Annotated in this window: 16 protein-coding genes, 2 tRNA genes and 1 pseudogene; 14 read left to right on the top strand and 5 right to left on the bottom strand. The window is 61.2% G+C overall.

Annotated elements, in window-relative coordinates:
• The 3 genes and pseudogenes from TU79_RS25550 to TU79_RS27030 form a co-directional block, all read left to right on the top strand.
• Positions 1 to 127 (top strand): transposase (locus TU79_RS25550; protein WP_211263081.1); only part of this gene is annotated, 127 nt, incomplete at its 5' end.
• 76 nt (positions 128 to 203) lie between these two features.
• Positions 204 to 1,259: pseudogene (locus TU79_RS27035) on the top strand (methyl-accepting chemotaxis protein); the annotation flags it as partial.
• Between the two features lie 21 nt (positions 1,260 to 1,280).
• Positions 1,281 to 2,165, top strand: a complete 885-nt coding sequence (locus TU79_RS27030; RefSeq protein WP_428839042.1) for a methyl-accepting chemotaxis protein — start codon at positions 1,281 to 1,283, stop codon at positions 2,163 to 2,165.
• A gap of 89 nt (positions 2,166 to 2,254) precedes the next feature.
• Here TU79_RS27030 and TU79_RS20805 read toward each other — a convergent pair whose 3' ends face one another.
• The 4 genes from TU79_RS20805 to TU79_RS20790 all read right to left on the bottom strand — a co-directional run bounded on the left by TU79_RS20805 (position 2,255) and on the right by TU79_RS20790 (position 5,305).
• Positions 2,255 to 3,808 carry an ABC transporter permease gene (locus TU79_RS20805; protein ID WP_057009754.1) on the bottom strand — a complete coding sequence of 518 codons (1,554 nt, stop codon included), beginning with the start codon at positions 3,806 to 3,808 and terminating at the stop codon, positions 2,255 to 2,257.
• Positions 3,808 to 4,833, bottom strand: a complete 1,026-nt coding sequence (locus TU79_RS20800; RefSeq protein ID WP_057009753.1) for an extracellular solute-binding protein — start codon at positions 4,831 to 4,833, stop codon at positions 3,808 to 3,810. The genes TU79_RS20805 and TU79_RS20800 overlap by 1 nt, the downstream gene beginning before the upstream one ends.
• Before the next feature lie 143 nt (positions 4,834 to 4,976).
• Positions 4,977 to 5,063: transfer RNA gene (locus tag TU79_RS20795), tRNA-Leu, on the bottom strand.
• A gap of 155 nt (positions 5,064 to 5,218) precedes the next feature.
• Positions 5,219 to 5,305 (bottom strand) — tRNA-Leu (locus TU79_RS20790).
• Between the two features lie 225 nt (positions 5,306 to 5,530).
• Here TU79_RS20790 and rnr point away from each other — a divergent pair.
• The 7 genes from rnr (at position 5,531) to dnaB (ending at position 12,740) form a co-directional block, all read left to right on the top strand.
• A complete protein-coding gene (rnr, locus tag TU79_RS20785) occupies positions 5,531 to 8,161 on the top strand; it encodes a ribonuclease R (RefSeq protein WP_057009752.1) in 2,631 nt (876 codons plus the stop codon).
• Positions 8,158 to 8,913, top strand: a complete 756-nt coding sequence (rlmB, locus tag TU79_RS20780; RefSeq protein WP_057009751.1) for a 23S rRNA (guanosine(2251)-2'-O)-methyltransferase RlmB — start codon at positions 8,158 to 8,160, stop codon at positions 8,911 to 8,913. Before rnr ends, rlmB begins: the two co-directional genes overlap by 4 nt.
• Positions 8,914 to 9,163: 250 nt before the next feature.
• Positions 9,164 to 9,580 carry a 30S ribosomal protein S6 gene (gene rpsF, locus TU79_RS20775; RefSeq protein ID WP_005784250.1) on the top strand — a complete coding sequence of 139 codons (417 nt, stop codon included), beginning with the start codon at positions 9,164 to 9,166 and terminating at the stop codon, positions 9,578 to 9,580.
• A gap of 29 nt (positions 9,581 to 9,609) precedes the next feature.
• Positions 9,610 to 9,840, top strand: coding sequence for a 30S ribosomal protein S18 (gene rpsR, locus TU79_RS20770; RefSeq protein ID WP_002551829.1), 231 nt, complete (start codon positions 9,610 to 9,612; stop codon positions 9,838 to 9,840).
• A 36-nt stretch (positions 9,841 to 9,876) separates the two neighbouring features.
• Complete coding sequence (locus TU79_RS20765) at positions 9,877 to 10,770, top strand: YybS family protein (RefSeq protein ID WP_057009750.1); 894 nt, start codon at positions 9,877 to 9,879, stop codon at positions 10,768 to 10,770.
• Positions 10,771 to 10,788: 18 nt separating this feature from the next.
• Positions 10,789 to 11,235 (top strand): 50S ribosomal protein L9, encoded by a 447-nt coding sequence (gene rplI, locus TU79_RS20760; RefSeq protein ID WP_003171376.1) that lies wholly within the window; start codon positions 10,789 to 10,791, stop codon positions 11,233 to 11,235.
• Positions 11,236 to 11,345: 110 nt separating this feature from the next.
• Positions 11,346 to 12,740, top strand: coding sequence for a replicative DNA helicase (dnaB, locus tag TU79_RS20755; RefSeq protein ID WP_003236220.1), 1,395 nt, complete (start codon positions 11,346 to 11,348; stop codon positions 12,738 to 12,740).
• Here the strand turns inward: dnaB and TU79_RS20750 are convergent, their stop codons facing one another.
• The gene (locus TU79_RS20750) at positions 12,741 to 16,601 is read right to left on the bottom strand and encodes a dermonecrotic toxin domain-containing protein (RefSeq protein WP_057009749.1); all 3,861 of its coding nucleotides are present in this window, start codon (positions 16,599 to 16,601) and stop codon (positions 12,741 to 12,743) included.
• A 183-nt stretch (positions 16,602 to 16,784) separates the two neighbouring features.
• On the opposite strand from TU79_RS20750, the gene TU79_RS20745 reads away from it, so the two are divergent.
• The 4 genes from TU79_RS20745 (at position 16,785) to TU79_RS20730 (ending at position 24,049) form a co-directional block, all read left to right on the top strand.
• On the top strand, positions 16,785 to 19,088 hold the full coding sequence (locus TU79_RS20745; protein ID WP_057009748.1) for a YgiQ family radical SAM protein: 2,304 nt from the start codon (positions 16,785 to 16,787) through the stop codon (positions 19,086 to 19,088).
• 121 nt (positions 19,089 to 19,209) lie between these two features.
• Positions 19,210 to 20,127 carry an Ssp4 family T6SS effector gene (gene ssp4, locus TU79_RS20740; RefSeq protein ID WP_057009747.1) on the top strand — a complete coding sequence of 306 codons (918 nt, stop codon included), beginning with the start codon at positions 19,210 to 19,212 and terminating at the stop codon, positions 20,125 to 20,127.
• Entirely contained in the window at positions 20,127 to 20,570 is a 444-nt protein-coding gene (locus TU79_RS20735) for a hypothetical protein (RefSeq protein ID WP_057009746.1), read from the top strand. Before ssp4 ends, TU79_RS20735 begins: the two co-directional genes overlap by 1 nt.
• A 188-nt stretch (positions 20,571 to 20,758) precedes the next feature.
• Positions 20,759 to 24,049, top strand: a complete 3,291-nt coding sequence (locus tag TU79_RS20730) for a transglutaminase family protein (protein WP_057009745.1) — start codon at positions 20,759 to 20,761, stop codon at positions 24,047 to 24,049.
• Positions 24,050 to 24,079 lie beyond the last annotated feature (30 nt).

Raw genomic sequence — 24,079 nt, 5'->3', positions numbered from 1 at the left:
GATGCACACGGGGCAGTTGGAAGGCATAAACAATCGAATAAAGGTCATCAAGCGGATGGCGTACGGTTACCGGGATAGCGAGTTCTTTTTCATGAAGATCAAGAGCGTCTTTCCCGGTAATCCGTGAAGAACCTTTTTCATGGGCGTCTGCCAGACGGCACGACACTTGCTGTTATTCTCTCTTTCGCGGTGCTATCAAATTAATGGCACCCGTGGTCGAGGGATTCCTGATGTCTGCCGTTCTCTCAGTGTTACAAAGTCGTCTGTTGCGTCCGGTGTTCGTTACGCTGGGTATCGCCCTTCTGGTGCAAGTGCTGGTCGCCGTCGCGCTGACGCGGAGCACGGTCACGGCGTTGGAGGCGGATTTGGCCGCGCGTCTGGGCGTCGACAGCCAGAAGCTGTCGGGTGAACTGGCCCAGGCCGGCAAGGAGGTCACGTCGAGTCTGGACAGCTTGTCCACCAGCACGCGCCAGCGTCTGACCGCAGGGCTTTCAACACGCCTGCAGGAAGAGCAGAAGCAACTGCGTGCGACCCTGGAAAAAGACCTGCAGGACTCCGCCAATGACATGGCGCAGTTGCTGGCCTCGGTGGCACCGCGCGCCATGTGGGACAGCGACGTACCGGCATTGTCGGAGTTCGCCCGGCGTGCCCAGCGCAATCCCAACGTGTTGTTCGTGGTCTACGACGACGCCACTGGCGAGCATCTGACCCGCTACCTCAACCGTGACAACCCGATCAACCAGGCGCTTCTGGCCAAGGGCGCCGGTGAGCGCGCCCTCGACAAAGTGCTGGATGCGGCCAGGTCCGATCCTGCCGTGTACTACGTCGAAGCCTCTATCAGCCCCAATGGGGTGGAGATCGGCAAAGTGCGCATGGGCGTTTCGACCGCCTCGGTGGAGGCGAATCTGCAAGCCCTCGACAAACGCTTCGCTGCGTTGATCGCCAGCGGCGATCGACTGGTGGGCGACAGCCTCAAGGGCGCAGCGGCCGACAGCGCGTCCGCCATGGGCGCGCGCCTGCAATCGGCCCAGGCCACCGCCAACCAGATGACCGCCAACACCGCCGATGCCGTGCAGGATGCCGCCGGCACGCTGCGCTGGCGCATCGGCATGGGGCTCGCCATCGTGGGCTTTGCGGTGCTGCTGCTGATTGCCATCGTGCTGGGGCGACGCGTGGTCAATCGCCTGAAACTGTTGATTGCTGCCATGGATGACCTGGCTGCGGGCGACGGCGACCTGACCCGGCGCGTGCAAATCAACAGCAAGGACGAAATTGGCGCCATGGCCTCGGCGGTCAACCGATTTGTGGATAAGTTGCAGCCGATCGTGCGCGAGGCGGGCGATGTGGCCCAGCGTACCGGGGTGGAAATCGGCGCCATGACCCTGCGCAATGCCGGCGCCGATGCCGCGGCCGGCTTGCAGCGCGATGAGGTGGCCGAGAGCCTGCGTGAGCTGTCGCAAATGGCCGATGAGGCCCAGGCTGAAAGTCAGGCGATGCAGGCGGCGTTGCAGCAGGTGGTGGATATTCGTCAGGCCACCGATGAAAACGCGCGCACCTCGGCTGAAGTCGGCAGTTTGATCGAGGCACTGGCGGGGCAGGTGCAGGCCGGTTCCCAGGTCATCGAGCGGCTGGCGCAGCAAAGCGAGCAGATCGAAGTGGTGCTGACCGTGATTCATGGCATCGCCGAACAGACTAACCTGCTGGCGCTCAACGCGGCCATCGAAGCGGCGCGTGCCGGTGAGACCGGGCGCGGCTTTGCGGTAGTGGCGGACGAGGTGCGGGCGCTGGCCAGCAAGACCCAAAGCTCAACCGGTGACATCCAGGCGCATATCGTCGCGTTGCAGCAGGGCGCGCGCGAGGCGGTGGAAACCATCGGCAAGGCTGGGCGCCAGGCCAGCGAAGGCTTGCTGGTGTTGCGTGACAGCGTGCGCTTGCAGCAGACGGTGCAGGCCTCGGTGGAGCAGGTGCACGCGGCCATTGGCCTGGCGACGCGCGCGGCCGAGCATCAGGCCCAGGGGGCGCATGCGGTGCGTGGGCGGGTGGAGGTGATCCATGCCCAGGCCGAGCGCGCGGCGCAGGCGGTGGTGGAGACCACGGCCAGTGGCAAGGTGCTGGATGGGTTGGCGGCGCAGCTCAAGGCCAGTCTGGGACAGTTTCGGGCCTAATGCTGGCCCTGTCGGGAGCAAGTCCCCTCCCACATTTTGACGTGTGAATACCTTCAAATGTGAGAGGGGGCTTGCTCCCGATAGCGATTTCAGCGGCTCAGATACATCCGAGTCGTCAGCAAATACACCGGCAACCCCGACACCAGAATCAACAACGCCGCATAAGGCGCCGCCGCAGCAAATTCTATATTCGAGGTATGCGCCCACACCGCCGTCGCCAGGGTATTCAACCCGGTTGGACTGAGCAGCAACGTCGCCGTCAATTCCTTCATCGCATCCAGAAACACCAGCGCAAATGCCGCACCCAGTGCCGGGAAGATAATCGGCAGGGTCACCCGGCAAAACGCACTGAACGACGACGCGCCCAGGGTGCGCGCCGCCTCTTCCAGCTGCGGTGCAGCCTTGTTCAGGGCCGTACGAATCGGCGCCTGGGCCAGCGGTAAAAACAGCAGCGCATAAGCGATCAGCAACAGCGCCGAGGTTTGATACAGCACGGGCACGTAATGCAGGGCGAAATACACCAGCGTCAGGGCAATGACCAATCCTGGCAGGGCGTGCAGCAGATAGGGCAGACGCTCGGCCCAGATCGCCAGGCGGCCCTTGTAGCGCACCACCAGCAGCCCCACCGGCACCGCCAGCACCAGGCACAGCGCCGCGCCGCCCAGCGAGAGCGCCAGGGACGACAGCAGCGCCTCGCCAATCTCGGCCAGCGGAAACGCCGCCGACGAACCCACCGCCAGCCAATACCCGAGCATGCCGAGCGGAATGCCGCTGCCGATCACCGCCAGCGCCAGGCAATACAGCTGGCCCAGCGGTGCCCACTTACCCAGCTTCACCTGCCCTGCATGCCGCGCCGCGCCCTGGCCGATGCGCACATGTCGGCCCTTGCCACGCACCCGCAGTTCCAGCCACAGCAGGGTCAGGCACATCACCAGCAACACTGCCGACAGCATCGCGGCATTGGCGTTGCTGAATTCCAGTTCGAATTGCTGATAGATCGCCGTGGTGAAGGTCTGCAGGCCGATGATCGACAGGGCGCCGAACTCCACCAGCATGTGCAGCGCGATCAGCAATGCACCGGCCAGCAGGGACGGCCACAGCAAGGGCAGGGTGACGCGCACGAACACGCCCCAGCGATTGTGTCCCAGCGTGCGCGCGGACTCTTCAAGAGACGGATCCAGGTTGCGCAGGGTTGCCGCCACCGGCAGGAACACCAGCGGGTATTTCGACAGCGTCATCACCAGGATCGCCCCGCCGAGCCCTTCGAAACTGGCGCTCAGCGATACCCAGGTAAAGCTGCTGACAAACGCCGGCACCGCAAACGGCAGGCACAGGATCACGCCCCAGATACGCCGTCCCGGCAGGTTGCTGCGTTCGAGCAGCCAGGCCAGGGACAGGCCGATCACGCCGCACGCGACGGTAACGCCGACCATCAGCGCCAAAGTATTGCGCAGCAGGCCGAACACGTAAGGCCGCCACAGCAGGTGCAGCGCCTGCGCCCAGCCCGCCTGCCAGGCCTTGAGCCCGACGTAGACCAGCGGCAGCAGGCTCAGGCCAACCAGCAACAGCACGGGCAGCAGCAGCCAGATCGACGGGCGTTTGCGCCGTGGCATAGGCCTCGACACCGATAGCGATGGGCTCATCAGTTCAAGCCAACCTCGCGTTCCAGCTCCAGGGCTTCTTCTGCGTTGCCAAGGTCGGCAGGCGTGACTTTCGGCGGTTGCAGCTCACTGAACGGCTTGAGGCCACGACTCGATTGCATACCCTTGCGCAACGGGTATTCGGCTGAGGTGTTGGTGATCACACGCTGGCCGTCTTCGCTGGCCATGAACGCCAGCAACTGCTGGGCTTCTTTCGGGTGTTTGCTGGATTTGAGTGCGGCGGCCGAGGATACCGTGATCAGGCCGCCCGCATCGCCATCGGTGAAGTAATGCAGCTGCGAGTCCAGGTTGGTTTTTTCTTTCTTCAAGGCAAACCAGTAGTAGTTGTTCACCAGCACGGTGGCGACTTCGCCATTTTCCACCGCTTTGAGCGCAACCATATTGTTGCTGTACACCTTGCCAAAGGCGCGCAGGCCGGTCAGCCATTCTTCAGCCGCCTCGCGCCCGTGCAGCTTGATGATCGCCACGGCCTGTTCCTGGAACGCGCCGCTGGTGGGCACGAAGCCGACTTTGCCCTGCCACTCGGGGCCGGCGAAATCCAGCACCGATTTGGGCAGGTCTTCTTCCGCAATCAGTTTCGGGTTGAAGGCTACGACGCGGGTGCGCGCGGTCACGCCCATCCAGTTGCCGTCGCGGCCCACATAGTCCCTGGGCAGCACGTCGAGGGTGCTGGCGTCTATTTTGGCCAGCAGGCCTTGCTCGCCCAGTTTGTTGAGCGGGGGAGATTCTTCGGTATAAATCACGTCGGCCGGTGAGCGCTCACCTTCTTCGACGACCTGGCTGGCCAACTGGTTGCTGCTGCCTTTGCGCACATTGACGTGAATGCCGGTGTTGGCTTCGAAGGCTTTGGCGAGTTCATCACCGACTTCTTTGTGTTGGCCGTTGTAGAGGGTCAGGGAGACCTTGTCGGCGCTTTGAGCTGAGGGGGAGAGCAGGGTCAGACTGAGTAGAGTGAGAGTCAGGCCACGCAGAAGGGATGTCTTGAGATGGGTAGAGCGGATAGTCATCCGACGGTTTCCTCGCTTGAATGCAACAAATCTTTGCAAGGATAAACGATAAAGCTTCTCAAGTAAGGGCGAGGGGTGAATCGCCGGGAAGTTTTCAAACCCCGGAAACGAAAAAACCCGCTTTCGCGGGTTTGATCTGAATATGGTGCCCAGGAGAAGACTCGAACTTCCACGACCTTGCGATCACCAGCACCTGAAGCTGGCGTGTCTACCAATTTCACCACCTGGGCATTATCAAGCAACGTTGCCGCTGTTGATGGGGCGAACTATACGGCGGGCTTTTTAATCTGTAAACCCCTGGCTGGAAAAATATAAATCAATTTTTTCGTTAAAAATCAAAGACCTGAAACGAAAAAACCCGCTTTCGCGGGTTTTATCTGAATTTTGGTGCCCAGGAGAAGACTCGAACTTCCACGACCTTGCGATCACCAGCACCTGAAGCTGGCGTGTCTACCAATTTCACCACCTGGGCAGCATCAACCACGTTGCCGTCGTCGATGGCGCGCACTATACGGAGCCGATTTTAAGCTGTAAACCCCCGCCATCAAAAAACTCTGGAAAACTTCGCCAATGGTCGTGCAAGGTATGCAACCGATGGCCCAAAAGGCCTTTTAAGGGCTTGTTGACGCCTGAAATTTCCCGTTTCAATACGCGTATGCCAAACTAACCCCTATATAGACAAGGTGAAAACTCTCTAATGGCCGATTGGCAGTCCCTCGATCCCGAGGCCGCTCGTGAAGCGGAAAAATATGAAAACCCTATTCCTAGCCGCGAACTGATCCTGGCGCACCTCGCCGATCGGGGTTCGCCTGCTAGCCGCGAGCAACTGGTTGAAGAGTTCGGTCTGACCACCGAAGACCAGCTCGAAGCCCTGCGCCGCCGTCTGCGTGCCATGGAGCGCGACGCTCAGTTGATCTACACCCGCCGTGGCACCTACGCGCCCGTGGACAAACTCGACCTGATCCTGGGCCGCATTGCCGGTCACCGTGACGGCTTCGGCTTCCTGATCCCGGACGACGGCAGTGATGACCTGTTCATGAGCCCGGCGCAAATGCGCCTGGTGTTCGATGGCGACCGTGCCCTGGCGCGTGTTTCCGGGCTGGACCGTCGCGGTCGCCGCGAAGGTGTGATTGTCGAAGTGGTGTCCCGTGCCCACGAGTCCATCGTCGGCCGTTACTTCGAAGAAGGCGGCATCGGCTTTGTTGTCCCGGATAACCCCAAGGTCCAGCAGGAAGTGCTGATCACCCCGGGCCGCAATGGCGCCGCCAAGGTCGGCCAGTTTGTCGAGGTGAAAATCACCCACTGGCCAACGGCGCGCTTCCAGCCTCAGGGCGATATCGTTGAAGTGGTCGGCAACTACATGGCGCCGGGCATGGAGATCGACGTTGCGCTGCGCACCTACGATATTCCTCACGTATGGCCCGAAGCGGTCATCAAGGAAGCGCGCAAGCTCAAGCCCGAAGTGGAAGACAAGGACAAAGAGAAGCGCATCGACCTGCGCCATCTGCCGTTCGTCACCATCGATGGCGAAGACGCCCGCGACTTCGACGATGCGGTCTACTGCGAAGCCAAACCCGGCAAACTGCGCCTGTTCTCCGGCGGCTGGAAGCTGTATGTCGCGATTGCCGACGTGTCCAGCTACGTGAAAATCGGTTCTGCGCTGGATAACGAAGCCCAGGTGCGCGGCAACTCCGTGTATTTCCCTGAGCGCGTGATTCCGATGCTGCCCGAGCAACTGTCCAACGGCCTGTGCTCGCTGAATCCGAAAGTCGACCGTTTGGCCATGGTGTGCGAGATGACCATCTCGAAAACCGGCGAAATGACTGACTACCAGTTCTATGAAGCGGTGATTCACTCCCAGGCGCGTCTGACCTACAACAAGGTCAGCACCATCCTGGAAACACCGAAAACCAGCGAAGCCAAAGCCTTGCGTGGCGAATATGCCGGCGTGGTCCCGCACCTCAAGCAGCTGTATGCGCTGTACAAGGTATTGCTGGGCGCTCGTCATGTGCGTGGCGCGATCGATTTTGAAACCCAGGAAACCCGAATTGTCTTCGGTTCCGAGCGCAAGATCGCCGCAATCACCCCGACCACCCGCAACGATGCGCACAAGCTCATCGAGGAATGCATGCTGGCGGCCAACGTGGCCACCGCTGAATTCCTGAAAAAACACGAGATCCCTGCGCTGTACCGCGTGCATGATGGCCCGCCGCCGGAGCGCCTGGAGAAACTGCGCGCGTTCCTCGGTGAGCTTGGCCTGTCCCTGCACAAAGGCAAGGACGGCCCGACGCCGAAGGACTACCAGGCACTGTTGGCCAGCATCAAGGACCGTCCGGATTACCACGTGATCCAGACCGTGATGTTGCGCTCCCTGAGCCAGGCGGTGTACAGCGCCGATAACCAGGGTCACTTCGGCCTCAACTACGAAGCGTACACCCACTTCACCTCGCCGATTCGCCGTTACCCGGACCTGCTCACGCACCGGGCGATCCGCAGCGTGATCCATTCCAAACAGGACACCCCGCACGTCAAGCGCGCCGGTGCCATGAGCATTCCGAAAGCGCGGATTTATCCGTACGACGAAGCCGCCCTGGAACAGCTCGGCGAGCAGTGCTCCATGAGCGAGCGCCGCGCCGATGAAGCCACACGCGATGTGGTGAATTGGCTCAAGTGCGAGTTCATGAAGGACCGCGTGGGCGAGTCGTTCCCGGGTGTGATCACCGCCGTGACCGGCTTTGGCCTGTTTGTCGAGCTGACCGACATTTACGTCGAGGGCCTGGTGCACGTCACCGCCTTGCCGGGCGATTATTACCACTTCGATCCCGTGCATCACCGCCTGGCGGGCGAGCGCAGCGGTCGCAGTTTCCGCCTGGGCGACACGGTGGAAGTGCAGGTCATGCGCGTCGACCTCGACGAGCGCAAGATCGACTTCGGCATGCCTGACAAGCCGACCGAGCCGGCCGGCCGTAAAAAACGCGGCAGCGACACCACGGCGCCGACCTCGAAAGGCAAAGCGGCTGCCACAACAGCAGCGACAGAGACTGCGCCTGCCAAGTCGGGCCGTCGTTCCTCTGCCAAGGACAAGGCCCCGGAAGCCTACCGCCCGAGCGATGCCGCGGCGAAAAACGCCGAGTTGCGCAAGAGCCGCGAGTTGAAGCAGCAGTTGCTCAGCGAAGCCAAAAGCGGCGGTAAAGCGGCGTCTGGGGGAAAGTCCCAAGCGGCGGAAAAAACGTCGAGCAAGACCAGTAAACACCGTAAAGGCCCGTCCAGGACGGGTTCGGCCCCTGCCAAAAGCGGTGGGTCGCGCAAACCTAAGGCCAAGTCATGAGTCTGGAAAAAATCTACGGCGTCCACGCCGTGGAAGCACTGCTGCGTCACCATCCCAAGCGCGTCAAGCAGGTATGGCTGGCTGAGGGTCGCAGCGAGCCGCGCGTGCAGGCGCTGGTCGAGCTGGCGACCCAGAATAAAGTCGCCATCGGCCAGGCCGAGCGCCGTGAAATGGATGTGTGGGTCGAAGGTGTGCATCAGGGCGTGGTTGCAGACGTCAGCCCGAGCCAGGTGTGGGGCGAGGCCATGCTCGACGAACTGCTGGACCGTACTGAAGGCCCGCCGCTGCTGTTGGTGCTGGATGGCGTGACCGACCCGCACAACCTCGGCGCCTGCCTGCGCTCGGCGGATGCCGCCGGCGCTCTGGCGGTGATCGTGCCCAAGGACAAGTCGGCCACCCTGACGCCGGTGGTGCGCAAGGTTGCCTGCGGTGCGGCGGAAGTGATTCCGCTGGTGGCCGTGACCAACCTGGCACGCACCCTGGAAAAACTCCAGCAGCGCGGCCTCTGGGTCGTGGGCACGGCGGGGGAGGCCGAGGTCAGCATTTACGATCAGGACCTCACCGGCCCAACCATTTTGATCATGGGCGCTGAAGGCAAGGGCATGCGTCGCCTGACCCGTGAGCATTGTGATTACCTGGTGCACTTGCCGATGGCGGGCAGCGTCAGCAGTCTCAACGTGTCGGTTGCGACGGGTGTTTGCCTGTTCGAAGCCCGGCGTCAGCGTGGTGCCAAGGCCAAGACCAAAAAGTAATTTTTTGGCCTTGCATGGATGCAAGCTGTGGGAGGGGGCAAGCCCCCTCCCACAGTTGTTTTGCGGCGTTTGGAACATTGTTCAAATAATCACCAATTACCTTGCGCCTGTTCCTCCCCTTCTCTACAATTGCGCCCCTTGCCCACCCGGCAGGCACGCATGTGCCTCCCCTGCGGCAAGATCCATAAGTGTCATTCACTCCTTGTCTGACCGTTTTTGAGCGGCAGGCTACAACCCGTAAGGAGCATTCATGCGTCATTACGAAATCATCTTTTTGGTCCACCCGGATCAAAGCGAGCAAGTCGGCGGCATGGTTGAGCGTTACACCAAGCTGATCGAAGAAGACGGCGGCAAAATCCACCGTCTGGAAGATTGGGGCCGTCGTCAACTGGCCTATGCAATCAACAATGTTCACAAGGCTCACTACGTGATGCTGAACGTTGAATGCACTGGCAAGGCCCTGGCCGAGCTGGAAGACAACTTCCGCTACAACGATGCAGTGATCCGTAACCTGGTCATCCGTCGCGAAGAAGCCGTTACCGGCCAATCCGAGATGCTCAAGGCTGAAGAAAACCGCAGTGAGCGCCGTGAGCGTCGCGACCGTCCTGAAGAAGGCGCTGATGATAGCGCTGATGACAGTGACAACAGCGATAACGCTGACGAGTAATCCACGGACCTTATTAAGGAGCCTATCAAATGGCACGTTTCTTCCGTCGTCGTAAATTCTGCCGCTTCACCGCTGAAGACGTGAAAGAGATCGATTACAAAGATCTCAACACTCTGAAAGCTTACGTATCCGAGACCGGCAAAATCGTTCCAAGCCGTATCACCGGTACCAAAGCACGTTATCAGCGTCAGCTGGCCACCGCTATCAAGCGTGCCCGCTTCCTGGCCCTGCTGGCCTACACCGACAGCCACGGCCGCTGAGACCGGGCAGTCGACACGTAGTAAGGGATTGAATGCATGCGCGCCTTGGCTGAGTTCATCATGCGCGGTCGTATGCAGGCCACTCTGGTAGTGGCCGGCTGTGCGGCGTTGCCGTTGTTGTATTGGTTGGGTGCTGCCGCCGGATGCCTTGTGCTCCTGCGGCGCGGTTTGCAGGATGCCATTGGCGTCCTGGCCCTGGGATTGTTGGCCGGCCTTGTCTGGTGGCTGCAATTGGGCGAACCCAAGGTGCTTATGGTGCTGTTGGGTTCGTCGAGCCTTGCGTTGGTTTTGCGCGCAAGTGAGTCCTGGGTCCGCACGCTGCTGGTCAGCGTGGCAGTGGGGTTGGTGTATTCAGTGTTGCTCGGCGCGGCTTTCCACCCGCAAATCGAGGCGCTGGCGCAAGAGATCGTCAAGGTCCTGCCGTCGGCTCTCGGGGAGCTCTACCAGCAATTGTCGGTAGACGAGCGAGCGCGTCTCGCAGCATTGATAGCACCGGTCCTGATCGGCCTGATGGCGGTGGTGCTGCAGGTGGTCAGCCTGCTGAGCCTGATGCTTGGGCGTTATTGGCAGGCGTTGTTGTACAACCCGGGTGGTTTTGGTCGCGAGTTTCGCAGTATCAGAATCCCCGCGGGCCCGGCGATGTTGCTGCTGGCATGCATGGTGGTCGGACCGAACTTCGGTCCACAGGCTGCCCTGTTATTGCTGTTTTGCAGCGTACCGCTGGTGTTTTCCGGGCTGGCCCTGATTCATGGGCTGGTGGCGCAGAAGCGCCTGGCCAGGTTCTGGCTGGTGGGGTTGTACGTGACGCTGGTGCTGTTCATGCAGCTGATTTATCCGTTACTCGTGGTTTTGGCCATTGTCGACGGCCTGATTGATTTTCGCGGTCGTCTGGCGTCCAAAGACGCCGACAACGCGAACGGTGAAGGTTAAAAGTTAGAGGATTTTCACATGCAACTGATCCTTCTGGAAAAAGTCGCCAACCTGGGCAACCTGGGCGACAAAGTAAATGTTAAGGCCGGTTACGGTCGTAACTACCTGCTGCCATACGGCAAAGCCACCGCTGCAACCGCTGCCAACCTGGCTGCGTTTGAAGAGCGTCGTGCCGAGCTGGAAAAAGCCGCAGCAGACAAAAAAGCGTCGGCCGAAACTCGCGCTGCCCAACTGGCCGAGCTGGAAGTGACTATCACTGCCACCGCTGGCGATGAAGGCAAGCTGTTCGGTTCGATCGGCACCCACGACATCGCTGATGCACTGACCGCCTCCGGCGTTGAAGTGCAGAAGAGCGAAGTTCGTCTGCCGAACGGCACCATCCGCAACGTAGGCGAATTCGACGTAGCCGTGCACCTGCACGCCGAAGTTGAAGCCACCGTACGCGTTGTCGTGGTAGCAGCTTAAGCCGCACCCAACTGACTGGCACCTCGCGTGCCAGGCGGTTAACATCGGGCACGATCCTGTTCACAGGTCGTGCCTTTTGTTTTTCTACACACCCCTAATTCCAAGTGGCCATGAACGATATCTCCGCTCCTGAGCAATACGATCTGCAAACCGCTGCCCTGAAGGTGCCGCCGCATTCCATCGAGGCCGAACAGGCCGTGCTCGGTGGCCTGATGCTGGACAACAACGCCTGGGAACGCGTGCTGGATCAAGTCTCCGACGGTGATTTCTATCGGCATGACCACCGCCTGATCTTCCGCGCCATCGCCAAGCTGGCTGACCTGAACTCACCGATCGACGTAGTCACCCTCGCCGAGCAACTGGACAAGGAAGGCCAAACCTCCCAGGTCGGCGGCCTGGGCTACCTCGGTGAACTGGCGAAAAACACGCCGTCCGTCGCCAACATCAAGGCCTATGCGCAGATCGTTCGCGCCCGGGCCACGTTGCGCCAGTTGATCGGCATCGCCACCGAAATCGCCGACAGCGCCTTCAACCCCGAGGGCCGTACCGCCGAAGAAATCCTCGACGAGGCCGAACGGCAGATCTTCCAGATCGCCGAAGCGCGTCCCAAGACCGGCGGCCCGGTCGGCGTCAACGAGTTGTTGACCAAGGCCATCGACCGTATCGACACGCTGTTCAACACCGACAACGCCATCACTGGCCTGTCCACCGGCTACACCGACCTCGACGGCATGACCAGCGGCCTGCAGCCGGCGGACTTGATCATCGTGGCCGGCCGTCCGTCCATGGGCAAGACCACCTTCGCCATGAACCTGGTGGAAAACGCCGTGTTGCGCAGCGACAAGAGCGTGCTGGTGTACTCCCTGGAGATGCCAGGCGAATCGCTGATCATGCGGATGCTCTCGTCCCTCGGCCGTATCGACCAGACCAAGGTGCGTGCCGGCCGCCTGGAAGACGACGACTGGCCGCGCCTGACGTCGGCGGTCAACCTGCTCAATGACCGCAAACTGTTCATCGATGACACCGCCGGCATCAGCCCCTCGGAAATGCGCGCGCGCACCCGACGCCTGGTGCGTGAGCACGGCGACGTGGCCCTGATCATGATCGACTACCTGCAGCTCATGCAGATTCCTGGCTCCGGCGGCGATAACCGTACCAATGAGATCTCCGAGATTTCCCGCTCCCTGAAAGCCCTGGCCAAGGAGTTCAACTGCCCGGTGGTGGCGCTGTCCCAGCTCAACCGTTCCCTGGAGCAACGCCCGAACAAACGCCCGATCAACTCCGACCTGCGTGAATCCGGAGCGATCGAGCAGGATGCCGACGTGATCATGTTCGTGTACCGCGACGAGGTGTACCACCCGGAGACCGAACACAAGGGCATTGCCGAAATCATTATCGGCAAGCAGCGTAACGGCCCGATCGGTACCACGCGCCTGGCGTTCATTGGCAAATACACGCGCTTTGAAAACCTCGCGCCGGGCAGCTACAACTTCGACGACGAGTAATCACCCGGGTGGCAATGGGAATAGTTGCCTGATAGTGGCTTCGCTGTATTGATAGTTCCAGCGTAGTTCGGCGCCTGCGGGGATGTTCTCGGCGGCAAACATGCCGGTCAGGATCATTTGTTCCTGCGGCGCATTGCCGACCTGGGTATTGACCCGAAATTGCGCGGCTTCAACGTTGTAGCCTGTACTGGCCTGCCGCACTGGATGACCTGCTTCATATTCGAAAATCGTGTTTATTCTAGACAGCACATTGTCGCCCGACAGGATCGGTTGAGTGTTGATGGAATAAGGGGAGGTGGGCCTGACCTCTTTGATAGCCATCAGATACGGATCTTGTCGAAGTTGCGCGACGTACAAAGGTAATATTTCGCCGCCATAGACGCCCAAGGCTTCGCCTTTCTTGAGCGGTTTACGAGTAATGACAGTGGCTTGCCCTATCAGCGCGGATTCCTGCGCAAACTTCTGATGCGACGCAGTGAAAGGCGTCACCTCAAGCTTGTCCTCATACAGCCGCGCCACATTTTCATACCCTTCCCACTGGATGTAAGGCCGAATCAACGTGCTGGCGAATACCGCATCGGACGTTAACGACTTCCCCTGAGCTTGCAGATGCCGGATCCGCATGGGCTGGCCTGTCAGGTTACGTAACGGATACCGACCGTTGTTGGCTCGGTCGTAGATGCGCTGGTAGTTCGAGCTGTATTGATAGCCTCGTTCGGCACGCATGCTGTTCAGCTCCTGCTGCTCGTACGCGGGCTGTACGCTGTCCCCTTCGGCTGACCCGTAGTCGCTGGATGAGTGCATTGACTCGAACTCGTCGCTGGACTCCATGCCCTCGACTGACGGCGTAGGCGACTCCCTGCCACCGAGCAGCGCATCGGTTGTCTGATCAATTTCCCAGCCGCCCCCGGTTTTTTGACGAACGTAGGGCTGATAGGCCCGGAAACGATTGCGGGCATCGACCAGTCGCCAGCCCTGCGTGTCCGCTCTGACTTCGTAGTAGTTTTGCTGGTCTTGAACGTAGTAGCGATAACTGCCGTCAGACGCTGGACGGCTGTGATGAAGGCCGTCCGTGCGCGACGTCAGCCCGGTCGGGGGGCTTGTTTGTGCAAATGATGGATCAAGTGGCAAGCCTGGCTCCGTTGGTGCTGGCCTGGAAAGCAGGTTGCCCCGATAAACCGGAGCAGCTCTGGCGATCAGCGACGCGCCGGTCTTGTGCAGCGCAGCTTCAAGAGAGGTGACGTCCGCGTGGGTGAAGAGCGTATTGCGCTCAGACTCGGTGAGCGTGCGCTCGATAGCGCCAGGCAGGTCGGTCGGCGTGCCCGGTGGCTCTGCGTACAACTCCCCCTCACGTACCAGGATGTGGCGTGTACCGCTATCCGCTCCACCGATGCTGCCCAGCAGTGGGCCGTCGGAACTGGCGTCATGGACGCTGATTTTTCTTGCCTTCGGCCAGCCAGGTGTTTGCTCAAGGGTGTAGAGAACCAATGGCACGCTCTCGGGGCTGCGCCTGGCATCGAGAAAAATGCCTGCCTGCAAACGGGCTGCCTGAGCCGCTTCGCTATACGCCCTTGCCTCCATTTGCAGGGTCGGCGGCAAGCTTTTTTCCGTCGAAGTGTCTGCTGTATCAGCGGGCTTGTTGAGCAAGGAAAGCAGCCGCTGCTTTTTACCCGGTACCTCATCAGCCAGCCGTGCTGCCAGATTTTCAATCTTGGTTAAATAGTCGACATAGAATCCGGGTAGCAGCTTGTTGAACTCGGGCTGCGGCATCTGCTCTTCCAGGGCGTGCAGCAGCTCTCCCTTTCTGAAGCGTGCTTCGCTGATCCTTATTTCTACTGTTCCGGTGCCGTTGCTCATCACCACCTGTTGTTGTTCGCCGACGATTTTCAACACATGGTTGGCCGGCCATTCAGGCAGCGAGGTGAGCAGATGGAATTGAATCTGTGGTGAACAGGGCGTGACCGATGTGCCTTCGGCGCGCTCCAGGTTGAAGTCGGCCAGTTCCTGATCCAGGTTGAAGTCCCTGACCGTATCGCGCAGCAAGGGCGGCGGGCTCTGCATATCCTGATGGATTTCACGCAGGCCGGTCTTGTCCAGGCCGCTGAGCAGGAGGATGGGTTCAACCTTGGGCTGGGTGATATTCGCCGCGTCCGGCCCCAGGCGCTTGATCAGCTTCAGTTCGTCCCAGTCGTGTGGTGTTTCATGGGCCTGGCGCCAACCGCCAACACCGTTGCTCAGCAGAGCAGGGCGGTAGGCCTGCGGTTCAACAGGGTGCGACAGTTCCCATTGCTGACCGTCGGGCGTGCGTTGAATGGCGTGGGCGTAATCATCCAGTTTCAGGTAGTGCTGCTGCCCATCCTTGTAAATACCCTGTTTGTCGGCCACCAGATGTTCGGGCAATGCCTCGGGATGGCGGTAGGGTTTGAGATCGGCGTTCCACAAGCGCCAACCTTTGCCGCGCACGTTGACCTTGACCAGCCTGGCGCCGAAACCGACAGTGCGTACGGCACCAGCCGTGGCCACCGCCAAGGCCGCAGTGTCCACCAGGTCAAGCAGGTCATTCAACGCCTCGTCGCTGTCGCCACGGCTCCAGGCCGCGAACCCTTCATACACGGTGTGGATCACCTGCACAGCGGTGACCACCAGCAGCGCCTGGCCCACTACCGGAATGAAGGAGGCTGCAAAAAACAGTGCGGACTTGCCCAGGTCGATCCAGTCCTGCAGGCGTTTTTGCCGGCTGAGCATGTCGACGTCGGCGGTGGGCACGGCCACGATGCGTGCATCGCTTTTGATCTGGGCGATTCGTTGCCGGGCGATGGCCTTGAACAGGTCTCCCTCTATTGCCGTAAGGCTGACTGCCGCCTTCAGTTGGGCCGCAAGCTTTTTTTGCATTGGTACATCGCAATGGCGAAGACGTTCAGGGGTAACGTCCAGCACACTGCCCTGATGCTGCAGCGGCACCAACTGTTTGAAGAAGGCCTGGTAATCGGGATTCAACAGGCGCTCCGCCAGCTGCTCCTCCAGCTCGTTCAAGGAGGCGTGTTGACGCAGCGCAGCGCTCGGGTCCCCGGGCGTATAGAGCATGAGTGAGATACCGATGCCTTCGGCTTTGATCACCAGCACACTGGGCAATACTGCCTCATCGAGGGTCAGGTGGCTGCAGGTCATCTCCAGGTGTTTTCCCGTTTCGTGAAGGACCTTCAGTTGCAAATGCTGGAGGGCCGTTGTTTCTGCATGCATGTTGCTCGTATGCAGCGCGACACCGAAGGCGTGCTGCGCCTGGGCCCTGAAGATCTTCCGGACCTTATCGGCAGGGTCGGGTTCGAGGATATTGCTGATGTGTTTGAGGTACCGGCCGCCAATGTCCAATTCGCGACAAAAGCGTGCGAACGTAGTCGCGTAAACAAGGGTGGGGACCTCTCCCGAGGCAGTTGAGTTGAAAATCGCCGTACCGATCTCCATGCCGCCCACCTCGGCCTCCGAGGCTGCGAAATTTTGCAGGGCGGCTTCCAGGAGTGTCTGCCGTGTGGTTTTGGCGTGGTTCTTGATCAAGCCAAGCAGGTGGTGATTTTTCCATTCACGGCACAGGATGGCGTCCTCGTTCGTGACGAGACCGAAGAACCAGGCGCGTATTTTCTCGCGCAGCAGCTCGCGAGCAAAGGCTTCCGGGCTTTGTAGTGTGCCGAGCAACTCGTTAAGGTCGTGCCTGGCCTGGTTGCTGCTGATCAGGCTGTTGCGAAAGTCCTGGCGCAACTGAGCAGGCGCCTGGCTTAACCAAATGGGCACCTGCGCCTTGATGAAATCCAGGTGGGGCGTCAGCGGCGAGGCTTGCGCTGTGGGGGTGGGTGTTTGTTGGGTCATGGGTCAAGCCCTCATGGGCTGTGGTTGGTCGCTCTCAGGCTACCCAGGATTTTTTTGACGGGGGCCTAGCCCGGTAGTGCCCGCTGGGGTATTGATGGAAAGCCGACCACTGCCGTCGGAATTGGTCAAATTTTGTGCTATATTCCGCGCCCGCGATTTTTCATCTCAACACCGGTTATCGTCATGCAAACAGCCAAGCCGTTATTTGACTATCCCAAGTACTGGGCCGAATGTTTCGGTCCTGCGCCATTCCTGCCCATGAGCAGGGAGGAGATGGATCAGCTTGGCTGGGATTCGTGCGACATCATCATCGTCACCGGTGATGCCTACGTTGACCATCCGTCGTTCGGCATGGCGATCATTGGCCGGCTGCTGGAGTCCCAGGGCTTTCGCGTCGGGATCATTGCCCAGCCGAACTGGCAGTCCAAAGACGACTTCATGAAGCTCGGCGAGCCGAACCTGTTCTTCGGCGTCGCGGCCGGCAACATGGACTCCATGATCAACCGCTACACCGCCGACAAGAAAATCCGCTCCGACGACGCCTACACCCCTGGCGGCATGGCCGGCAAACGCCCGGACCGCGCCAGCCTGGTGTACAGCCAGCGCTGCAAGGAAGCCTACAAGCACGTGCCGATCGTGCTCGGCGGCATCGAAGCCTCCCTGCGCCGCATTGCCCACTACGACTATTGGCAGGACCGCGTGCGCAACTCGATCCTGATCGACGCCGCCGCCGATATCCTGCTGTACGGCAACGCCGAGCGAGCCATTGTCGAAGTGGCTCAGCGCCTGTCGTGGGGCCACAAGATCGAAGACATTACCGATGTGCGCGGTACCGCGTTCATTCGCCGCGACACCCCGGCCGGCTGGTACGAGGTGGACTCCACGCGCATTGACCGCCCGGGCAAGGTCGACAAGATCATTAACCCGTACGTCAACACCCAGGACACCCAGGCCTGCGCCATCGAGCAGGAAAAGGGGCCGGTTGAAGACCCGGAAGAGGCCAAGGTCGTACAGATCCTGGCCAGCCCGCGCATGACCCGCGACAAGACCGTGATCCGCCTGCCCTCGGTGGAAAAAGTCCGTGGCGACGCGGTGCTCTACGCTCACGCCAACCGCGTGCTGCACCTGGAAACCAACCCAGGCAACGCCCGCGCCCTGGTGCAAAAGCACGGTGAAGTGGACGTGTGGTTCAACCCACCGCCCATCCCGATGACCACCGAAGAAATGGACTACGTGTTCGGCATGCCTTACGCACGTGTGCCGCACCCGGCGTACGGCAAGGAAAAGATCCCGGCCTACGACATGATCCGCTTCTCGGTGAACATCATGCGCGGCTGCTTCGGTGGCTGTACCTTCTGCTCGATCACCGAGCACGAAGGCCGCATCATCCAGAACCGTTCCGAAGAGTCGATCATTCGCGAGATCGAAGAGATCCGCGACAAGGTGCCGGGCTTTACTGGCGTGATCTCCGACCTCGGTGGCCCCACCGCGAACATGTACCGCATCGCCTGCAAGAGCCCGGAAATCGAATCCGCGTGCCGCAAGCCGTCCTGCGTGTTCCCCGGTATCTGCCCGAACCTGAACACCGACCACTCCTCCTTGATCCAGCTGTACCGCAGCGCCCGTGCGTTGCCGGGTGTGAAGAAGATCCTGATCGCTTCCGGCCTGCGCTACGACCTGGCCGTGGAATCGCCGGAGTACGTCAAAGAGCTGGTCACCCACCACGTCGGTGGCTACCTCAAGATCGCCCCGGAACACACCGAGGAAGGTCCGCTCAACCAGATGATGAAACCGGGCATCGGCAGCTATGACAAGTTCAAGCGCATGTTCGAGAAGTACACCAAGGAAGCGGGCAAGGAGCAGTACCTGATCCCGTACTTCATCGCCGCCCACCCGGGCACTACCGATGAAGACATGATGAACCTCGCCCTGTGGCTCAAGGGCAATGGCTTTCGCGCCGACCAGGTGCAGGCGTTCTACCCTTCGCCGATGGCCACCGCCACCGCGATGTACCACTCGGGCAAGAACCCGCTGCGCAAGGTCACCTACAAGAGCGACGCAGTGACCATCGTCAAGAGCGAAGAACAACGCCGTCTGCACAAGGCCTTCCTGCGCTACCACGACCCGAAGGGGTGGCCGATGCTGCGTGAAGCCTTGACCCGCATGGGCCGCGCCGACCTGATCGGGCCGGGCAAGGAACAATTGATTCCGTTGCACCAGCCGAGCACCGACAGCTACCAGAGCGCCCGACGCAAGAACTCGACGCCGGCCGGCAGCCATAAGGTCGCCAGGGAAACCACGACCAAAATCCTCACCCAGCACACCGGCCTGCCGCCCCGTGGCAGCGACGGCAGCAACCCGTGGGACAAGCGCGAACAGGCCAAGGCTGCCGCGCAAGCGCGCAACAAGCAGGCGGCCAAGGAGCGCACGGATGCCGCGAAAGGCAAAGGCGGCAAGCCAATGCGCAAGCCGGTAGTGCCGCGTTGATCGCAGCCTGAAATACAGAACGCCAGCCTTAAGGGCTGGCGTTTTGCTTTCTAGGCGCTGGGTAGTCTGTTTGATAAGGTGGCGTCAGTTCAGTCACCCCCCTTCAAGGAAGAGCACCCCCATGGGCAACCCCCTGGCCGGCATCGGCATGGACTTCAACCGCTCCCAGTTCCTGGCCCGCCAGCGCATCGAAAGCCAACTCAATCTGCCCCGCCTGTTTGCGGCCATCGATGGTGACCCCGGCATCGTCGGCGCGGGTGTCGTGTACATCGACGCTGATTTTAATGTCGTGACGCTGCGCGAATTCAAGCCCCTCTGCAGCATCAAGCCCAAGCGCATCATTTTGCGTGAGGCGCAGAAGTACATAGCCCCCGCGCAGTTTGCCGATCAGGTAACCCACAATCCGCGTGAGTCTCGACTCGTGGGGGAGGCCGTCAATACGACATTGTCTTGTGCCGGCGCGATTCTGGGTTGGATTGTGGTGTTCAGCGGCACTGTCGCCGTACCGTTCACGGGTGGCGCGAGCTTGGTGGTGGCGGGCCTGGGCGCCACCGCTGCGGCGGCCAGTACCGCGCAGTGCGTGGTTGGAGGCATGAGAACGTTCAACGAACTCAACGACCCGACCGCCAACGACGATATGGACAACGAGGAATGGTATCGCTATGCGATGCCGGTCTTGGACGCGGCCTCGCTGTTGGGCGCCGGCGCCTCTACCCTGACGACTGTTCGACTGTTGCAGGCTCGAAAAGCAACGACCGGTAGAAGCTGGTATGAGCTGTCCAAGGGGTTGACCCGCCAGCAACGCAAGGCGCTTACCAAAGAGTTGCTAAGCCTGAAAGACCCAAGCCTGAGCAATAAGCTGCTGAAGTTGCGCCAGCGCTCCGGTGAGTTGGTGAAGCGCTATTCGGCGACCGAGATCAATCACGCGACTATTACGCAGATCAGGGACTCCCTCGGTGCCGCTATTGGTTTCACCGGCAGTGCAGTGTCCGGCAACATTCGAACCATCGCAGTAGGGTTGTACGAGGAGCTTGAGTGATGGTGCGCCAAGTCTCGTTAAAAGCTTTTTTGGCTGACTACTTCCCTGCGTTTATTTGTGCATTTTTCCTTGCCTGTTTTTCCCTGTCCGCTGCCATTTCATTGGCATCCAGTACCTTTTTCCGGGGTGAACCAGAGCGAGCGCGTTACTCCTTTGTGGCGGCGGTAGTCTTGGGGCTGCTCTTGGCGGTCAGTCACTTCTTCATGATTCGGGGGAGAGCCTGGGGCGTTTGGGCCATCGTCGTCTTCTACGCGGTGTGTTTTTTGATCGTATTACCAACCTATGGCTATCGGCCCCATATGGCTGCCTATTTCATTGGGTTGCTGTTTCCAATGCTGGGACTGCTGTTGCTCAACAGTAAGCGTCATCGGGAAATGCGCCGTCAGCTAAGGGAAATCCGTCACCTGCGTGAAGCCAGGAGCGCCAAGCACAAAGCTCGCTGAATGGGTAGATTCGCCACTGATCGCCACACTCGCGCCACAAATACGTGCAACGCTCGCACCACCCCCCCACCCGTTGGCGCCGTTTTGGTGCTGTACTGCACCGGGTCCATTGAGAAAGCGCAATGACCGCCGCGCTGGCATAAGTCTTGCGCGCGTTGTTCCCATGCTCTGGCTCGCAGGAGGCCGCCGTGTCGATTCATGTCGCGTTGCACCACGTTACGCATTACCGCTACGACCGCGCTGTCGAACTCGGCCCGCAGATCGTGCGTTTGCGCCCCACGCCCCATAGTCGCACGCGGATTTTGTCCTACGCGCTGAACGTGCAGCCCGAGCAGCACTTCATCAATTGGCAGCAGGACCCCCAGGGCAATTACCTGGCGCGCCTGGTGTTCCCGGAAAAGACCGCCGAGCTGCGCATCGAGGTCGACCTGGTCGCCGAGATTGCGGTGTTCAATCCTTTCGACTTTTTCCTTGAGCCCTACGCCGAGAATATCCCCTTCAGCTACGCCGCCGATGAGCAGCGCGAGCTGGCGCCGTACCTGGAAACCCTGCCGCTGACGCCCACGTTTGCCGCCTACCTGGCCGGCATCGACCGCACGCCCTTGCCGGCGGTGGATTTTCTGGTGGGTCTCAACCAGCGCCTGGCCGCCGATATCGGTTACCTGATTCGCATGGAACCGGGCGTGCAGACCCCGGAATTCACCCTGCAGAACGCCTCCGGCTCCTGCCGCGATTCGGCCTGGCTGCTGGTGCAATTGCTGCGCAACCTGGGGCTGGCCGCCCGCTTTGTGTCCGGCTACCTGATCCAGCTCACCGCGGACGTCAAAGCCCTCGACGGCCCGTCCGGCACCGAGGTGGACTTCACCGACCTGCACGCCTGGTGCGAGGTGTATCTGCCCGGCGCCGGCTGGATCGGCCTGGATGCGACGTCCGGCCTGTTCGCCGGTGAAGGCCACATCCCCTTGGCCTGCAGTCCCGATCCATCGTCTGCCGCGCCGATCAGTGGCCTGGTGGAACCGTGCGGCTGCGAATTCACCCACGAAATGTCGGTGGAACGAATCTGGGAAGCCCCGCGGGTGACCAAACCCTACACCGAAGCGCAGTGGCAGGAGATCCAGGCCCTGGGCCAACAGATCGATAGCGACCTGCTCAAGCACGACGTGCGCCTGACCATGGGCGGTGAGCCAACCTTCGTGTCCATCGACGACCCCGACGGCGCCGAGTGGAATACCGCCGCCCTGGGCCCGGACAAACGGCGCCTGTCCGCCGAGCTGTTCCAGCGCATGCGCCGGCACTATGCGCCCCAGGGCCTGGTGCACTTCGGTCAGGGCAAGTGGTACCCCGGCGAGCAATTGCCGCGCTGGTCGCTCAATTGTTACTGGCGCCGCGATGGCGTGCCGATCTGGCACAACAGCGCGCTGATCGCCGATGAGCAGCAGGACTATGGCGCCGATGGCGAGACGGCCGGGCGCTTTCTGGCCAGTGTGGCCGAACGCCTGAAATTGCCGGCGCGCTTTGTGTTTCCGGCCTTCGAAGACAACTTCTACTACCTGTGGCGTGAAGGGGCGCTGCCGCAGAACGTCACCGCCCAGGACCCGCGCTTGAGCGACGAGCTGGAACGCGAACGCTTGCGCAAGGTGTTCGCCCAAGGTCTGGATAAAGTCATCGGGCAGGTACTGCCGCTGGCGCGCACCGCCGCCAATGATCGCTGGCAGAGCGGGCGCTGGTACCTGCGCGACAACCACTGCCGCCTGGTGCCGGGTGATTCGCCATTGGGTTACCGCCTGCCGCTGGCCTCGCAACCCTGGGTGACGGCAGCCGAGTACCCGTTTGTGCACCCCACCGATCCCAATCAGGATCTGCCGGCGTTACCCACCACCGCCCAACTGCACCATCACGGCGAACCTGCGCCAAGCGATGAGCGCGTGCCCGAGGTGGACGAGTCCGCCGACTGGTTGACCCGCACCGCGCTGTGCGCCGAAGCCCGGGAAGGGCGGCTGTACCTGTTCATGCCGCCGCTGGAACGGGTCGAGGATTACCTGGAACTGGTGGCCGCCATCGAAGCCACCGCCGAGGAGTTGCAGTGTCCGGTGCTGCTCGAAGGTTACGAGCCGCCGGCCGATACGCGCCTGAGCAACTTCCGCGTCACACCCGATCCAGGGGTGATCGAGGTCAACGTACAGCCGTCCGCCACCTGGAACGAGTTGGTGGAGCGCACCGAATTCCTCTATGAAGAGGCGCGGCAAACCCGCCTGACCACGGAAAAGTTCATGATCGACGGGCGCCACACCGGCACCGGTGGCGGCAACCACTTCGTGCTCGGCGGTGCGACACCCAAGGACTCGCCATTCCTGCGCCGGCCCGACCTGCTGCGCAGCCTGATCAGCTATTGGCACAATCACCCGTCGTTGTCGTACCTGTTTTCCGGGCTGTTCATCGGCCCGACCTCCCAGGCGCCACGGGTGGACGAAGCGCGCAACGACGCGTTGTATGAGCTGGAAATCGCCTTTGCGCAAATGCCCGAACCGGGCGAAGAATGCCCGCCGTGGCTGGTCGACCGTCTGCTGCGCAACCTGCTGATCGATGTGACGGGCAACACCCACCGCGCCGAGTTCTGCATCGACAAACTCTACTCTCCGGACGGCGCCACCGGGCGCCTGGGCCTGCTGGAGCTGCGCGCGTTCGAGATGCCGCCCCATGCGCGCATGAGCCTGACCCAGCAATTGCTGCTGCGCGCCCTGGTCGCGCGTTTCTGGCGTGAGCCTTACGCACCGGCGAAACTGGCGCGCTGGGGCACCGAGCTGCATGACCGCTTCCTGTTGCCGCATGTTATCGCGCAGGATTTTGCCGACGTGATCGACGAGCTCAATACCGCCGGTTACCCGCTGCGCACCGAGTGGTTTGCCGCGCATCTGGAGTTCCGTTTCCCCAAAGTCGGCGACTACGCCGTCAGCGGCATTGAGCTGGAACTGCGCCAGGCGCTGGAGCCCTGGCATGTGCTGGGCGAGGAGGGCGCGGTGGGCGGTACGGTGCGTTATGTGGATTCGTCGCTGGAACGCCTGCAAGTGAAGTTGACCGGCCTGGCGCCGCAGCGCTACCTGCTGACCTGCAACGGCATTCCCGTGCCGCTGCAGCCCACCGGCCGCGTCGGCGAGTTCGTCGCCGGCGTGCGATACCGCGCCTGGCAACCGGCCAACTGCCTGCAACCGACCATCGCGGTGCACGCGCCGCTGGTATTCGACCTGCTCGACACCTGGATGCAACGCTCGCTGGGCGGTTGCCAGTACCACGTCGCCCATCCGGGCGGGCGCAACTACGACAGCCTGCCGGTGAATGCCAATGAGGCCGAGAGCCGGCGCATGGCGCGGTTTTTCCGCTTGGGGCACAGCCCTGGAAAGCTCACGGTGCCCACTGTGGTGCTCAACGATGAATTGCCGATGACGTTGGATCTGCGCCGCTTCCCCCATAAAAATGACTGAATGCAGTTCAACCTGTGGGAGGGGGCTTGC

This window comes from Pseudomonas trivialis, assembly GCF_001439805.1.
Classification (GTDB): Bacteria; Pseudomonadota; Gammaproteobacteria; order Pseudomonadales; family Pseudomonadaceae; genus Aquipseudomonas; species Aquipseudomonas trivialis.
Note: the sequence above shows the minus strand (reverse complement) of the source record. Positions and strands in the feature narration are given on the sequence as shown.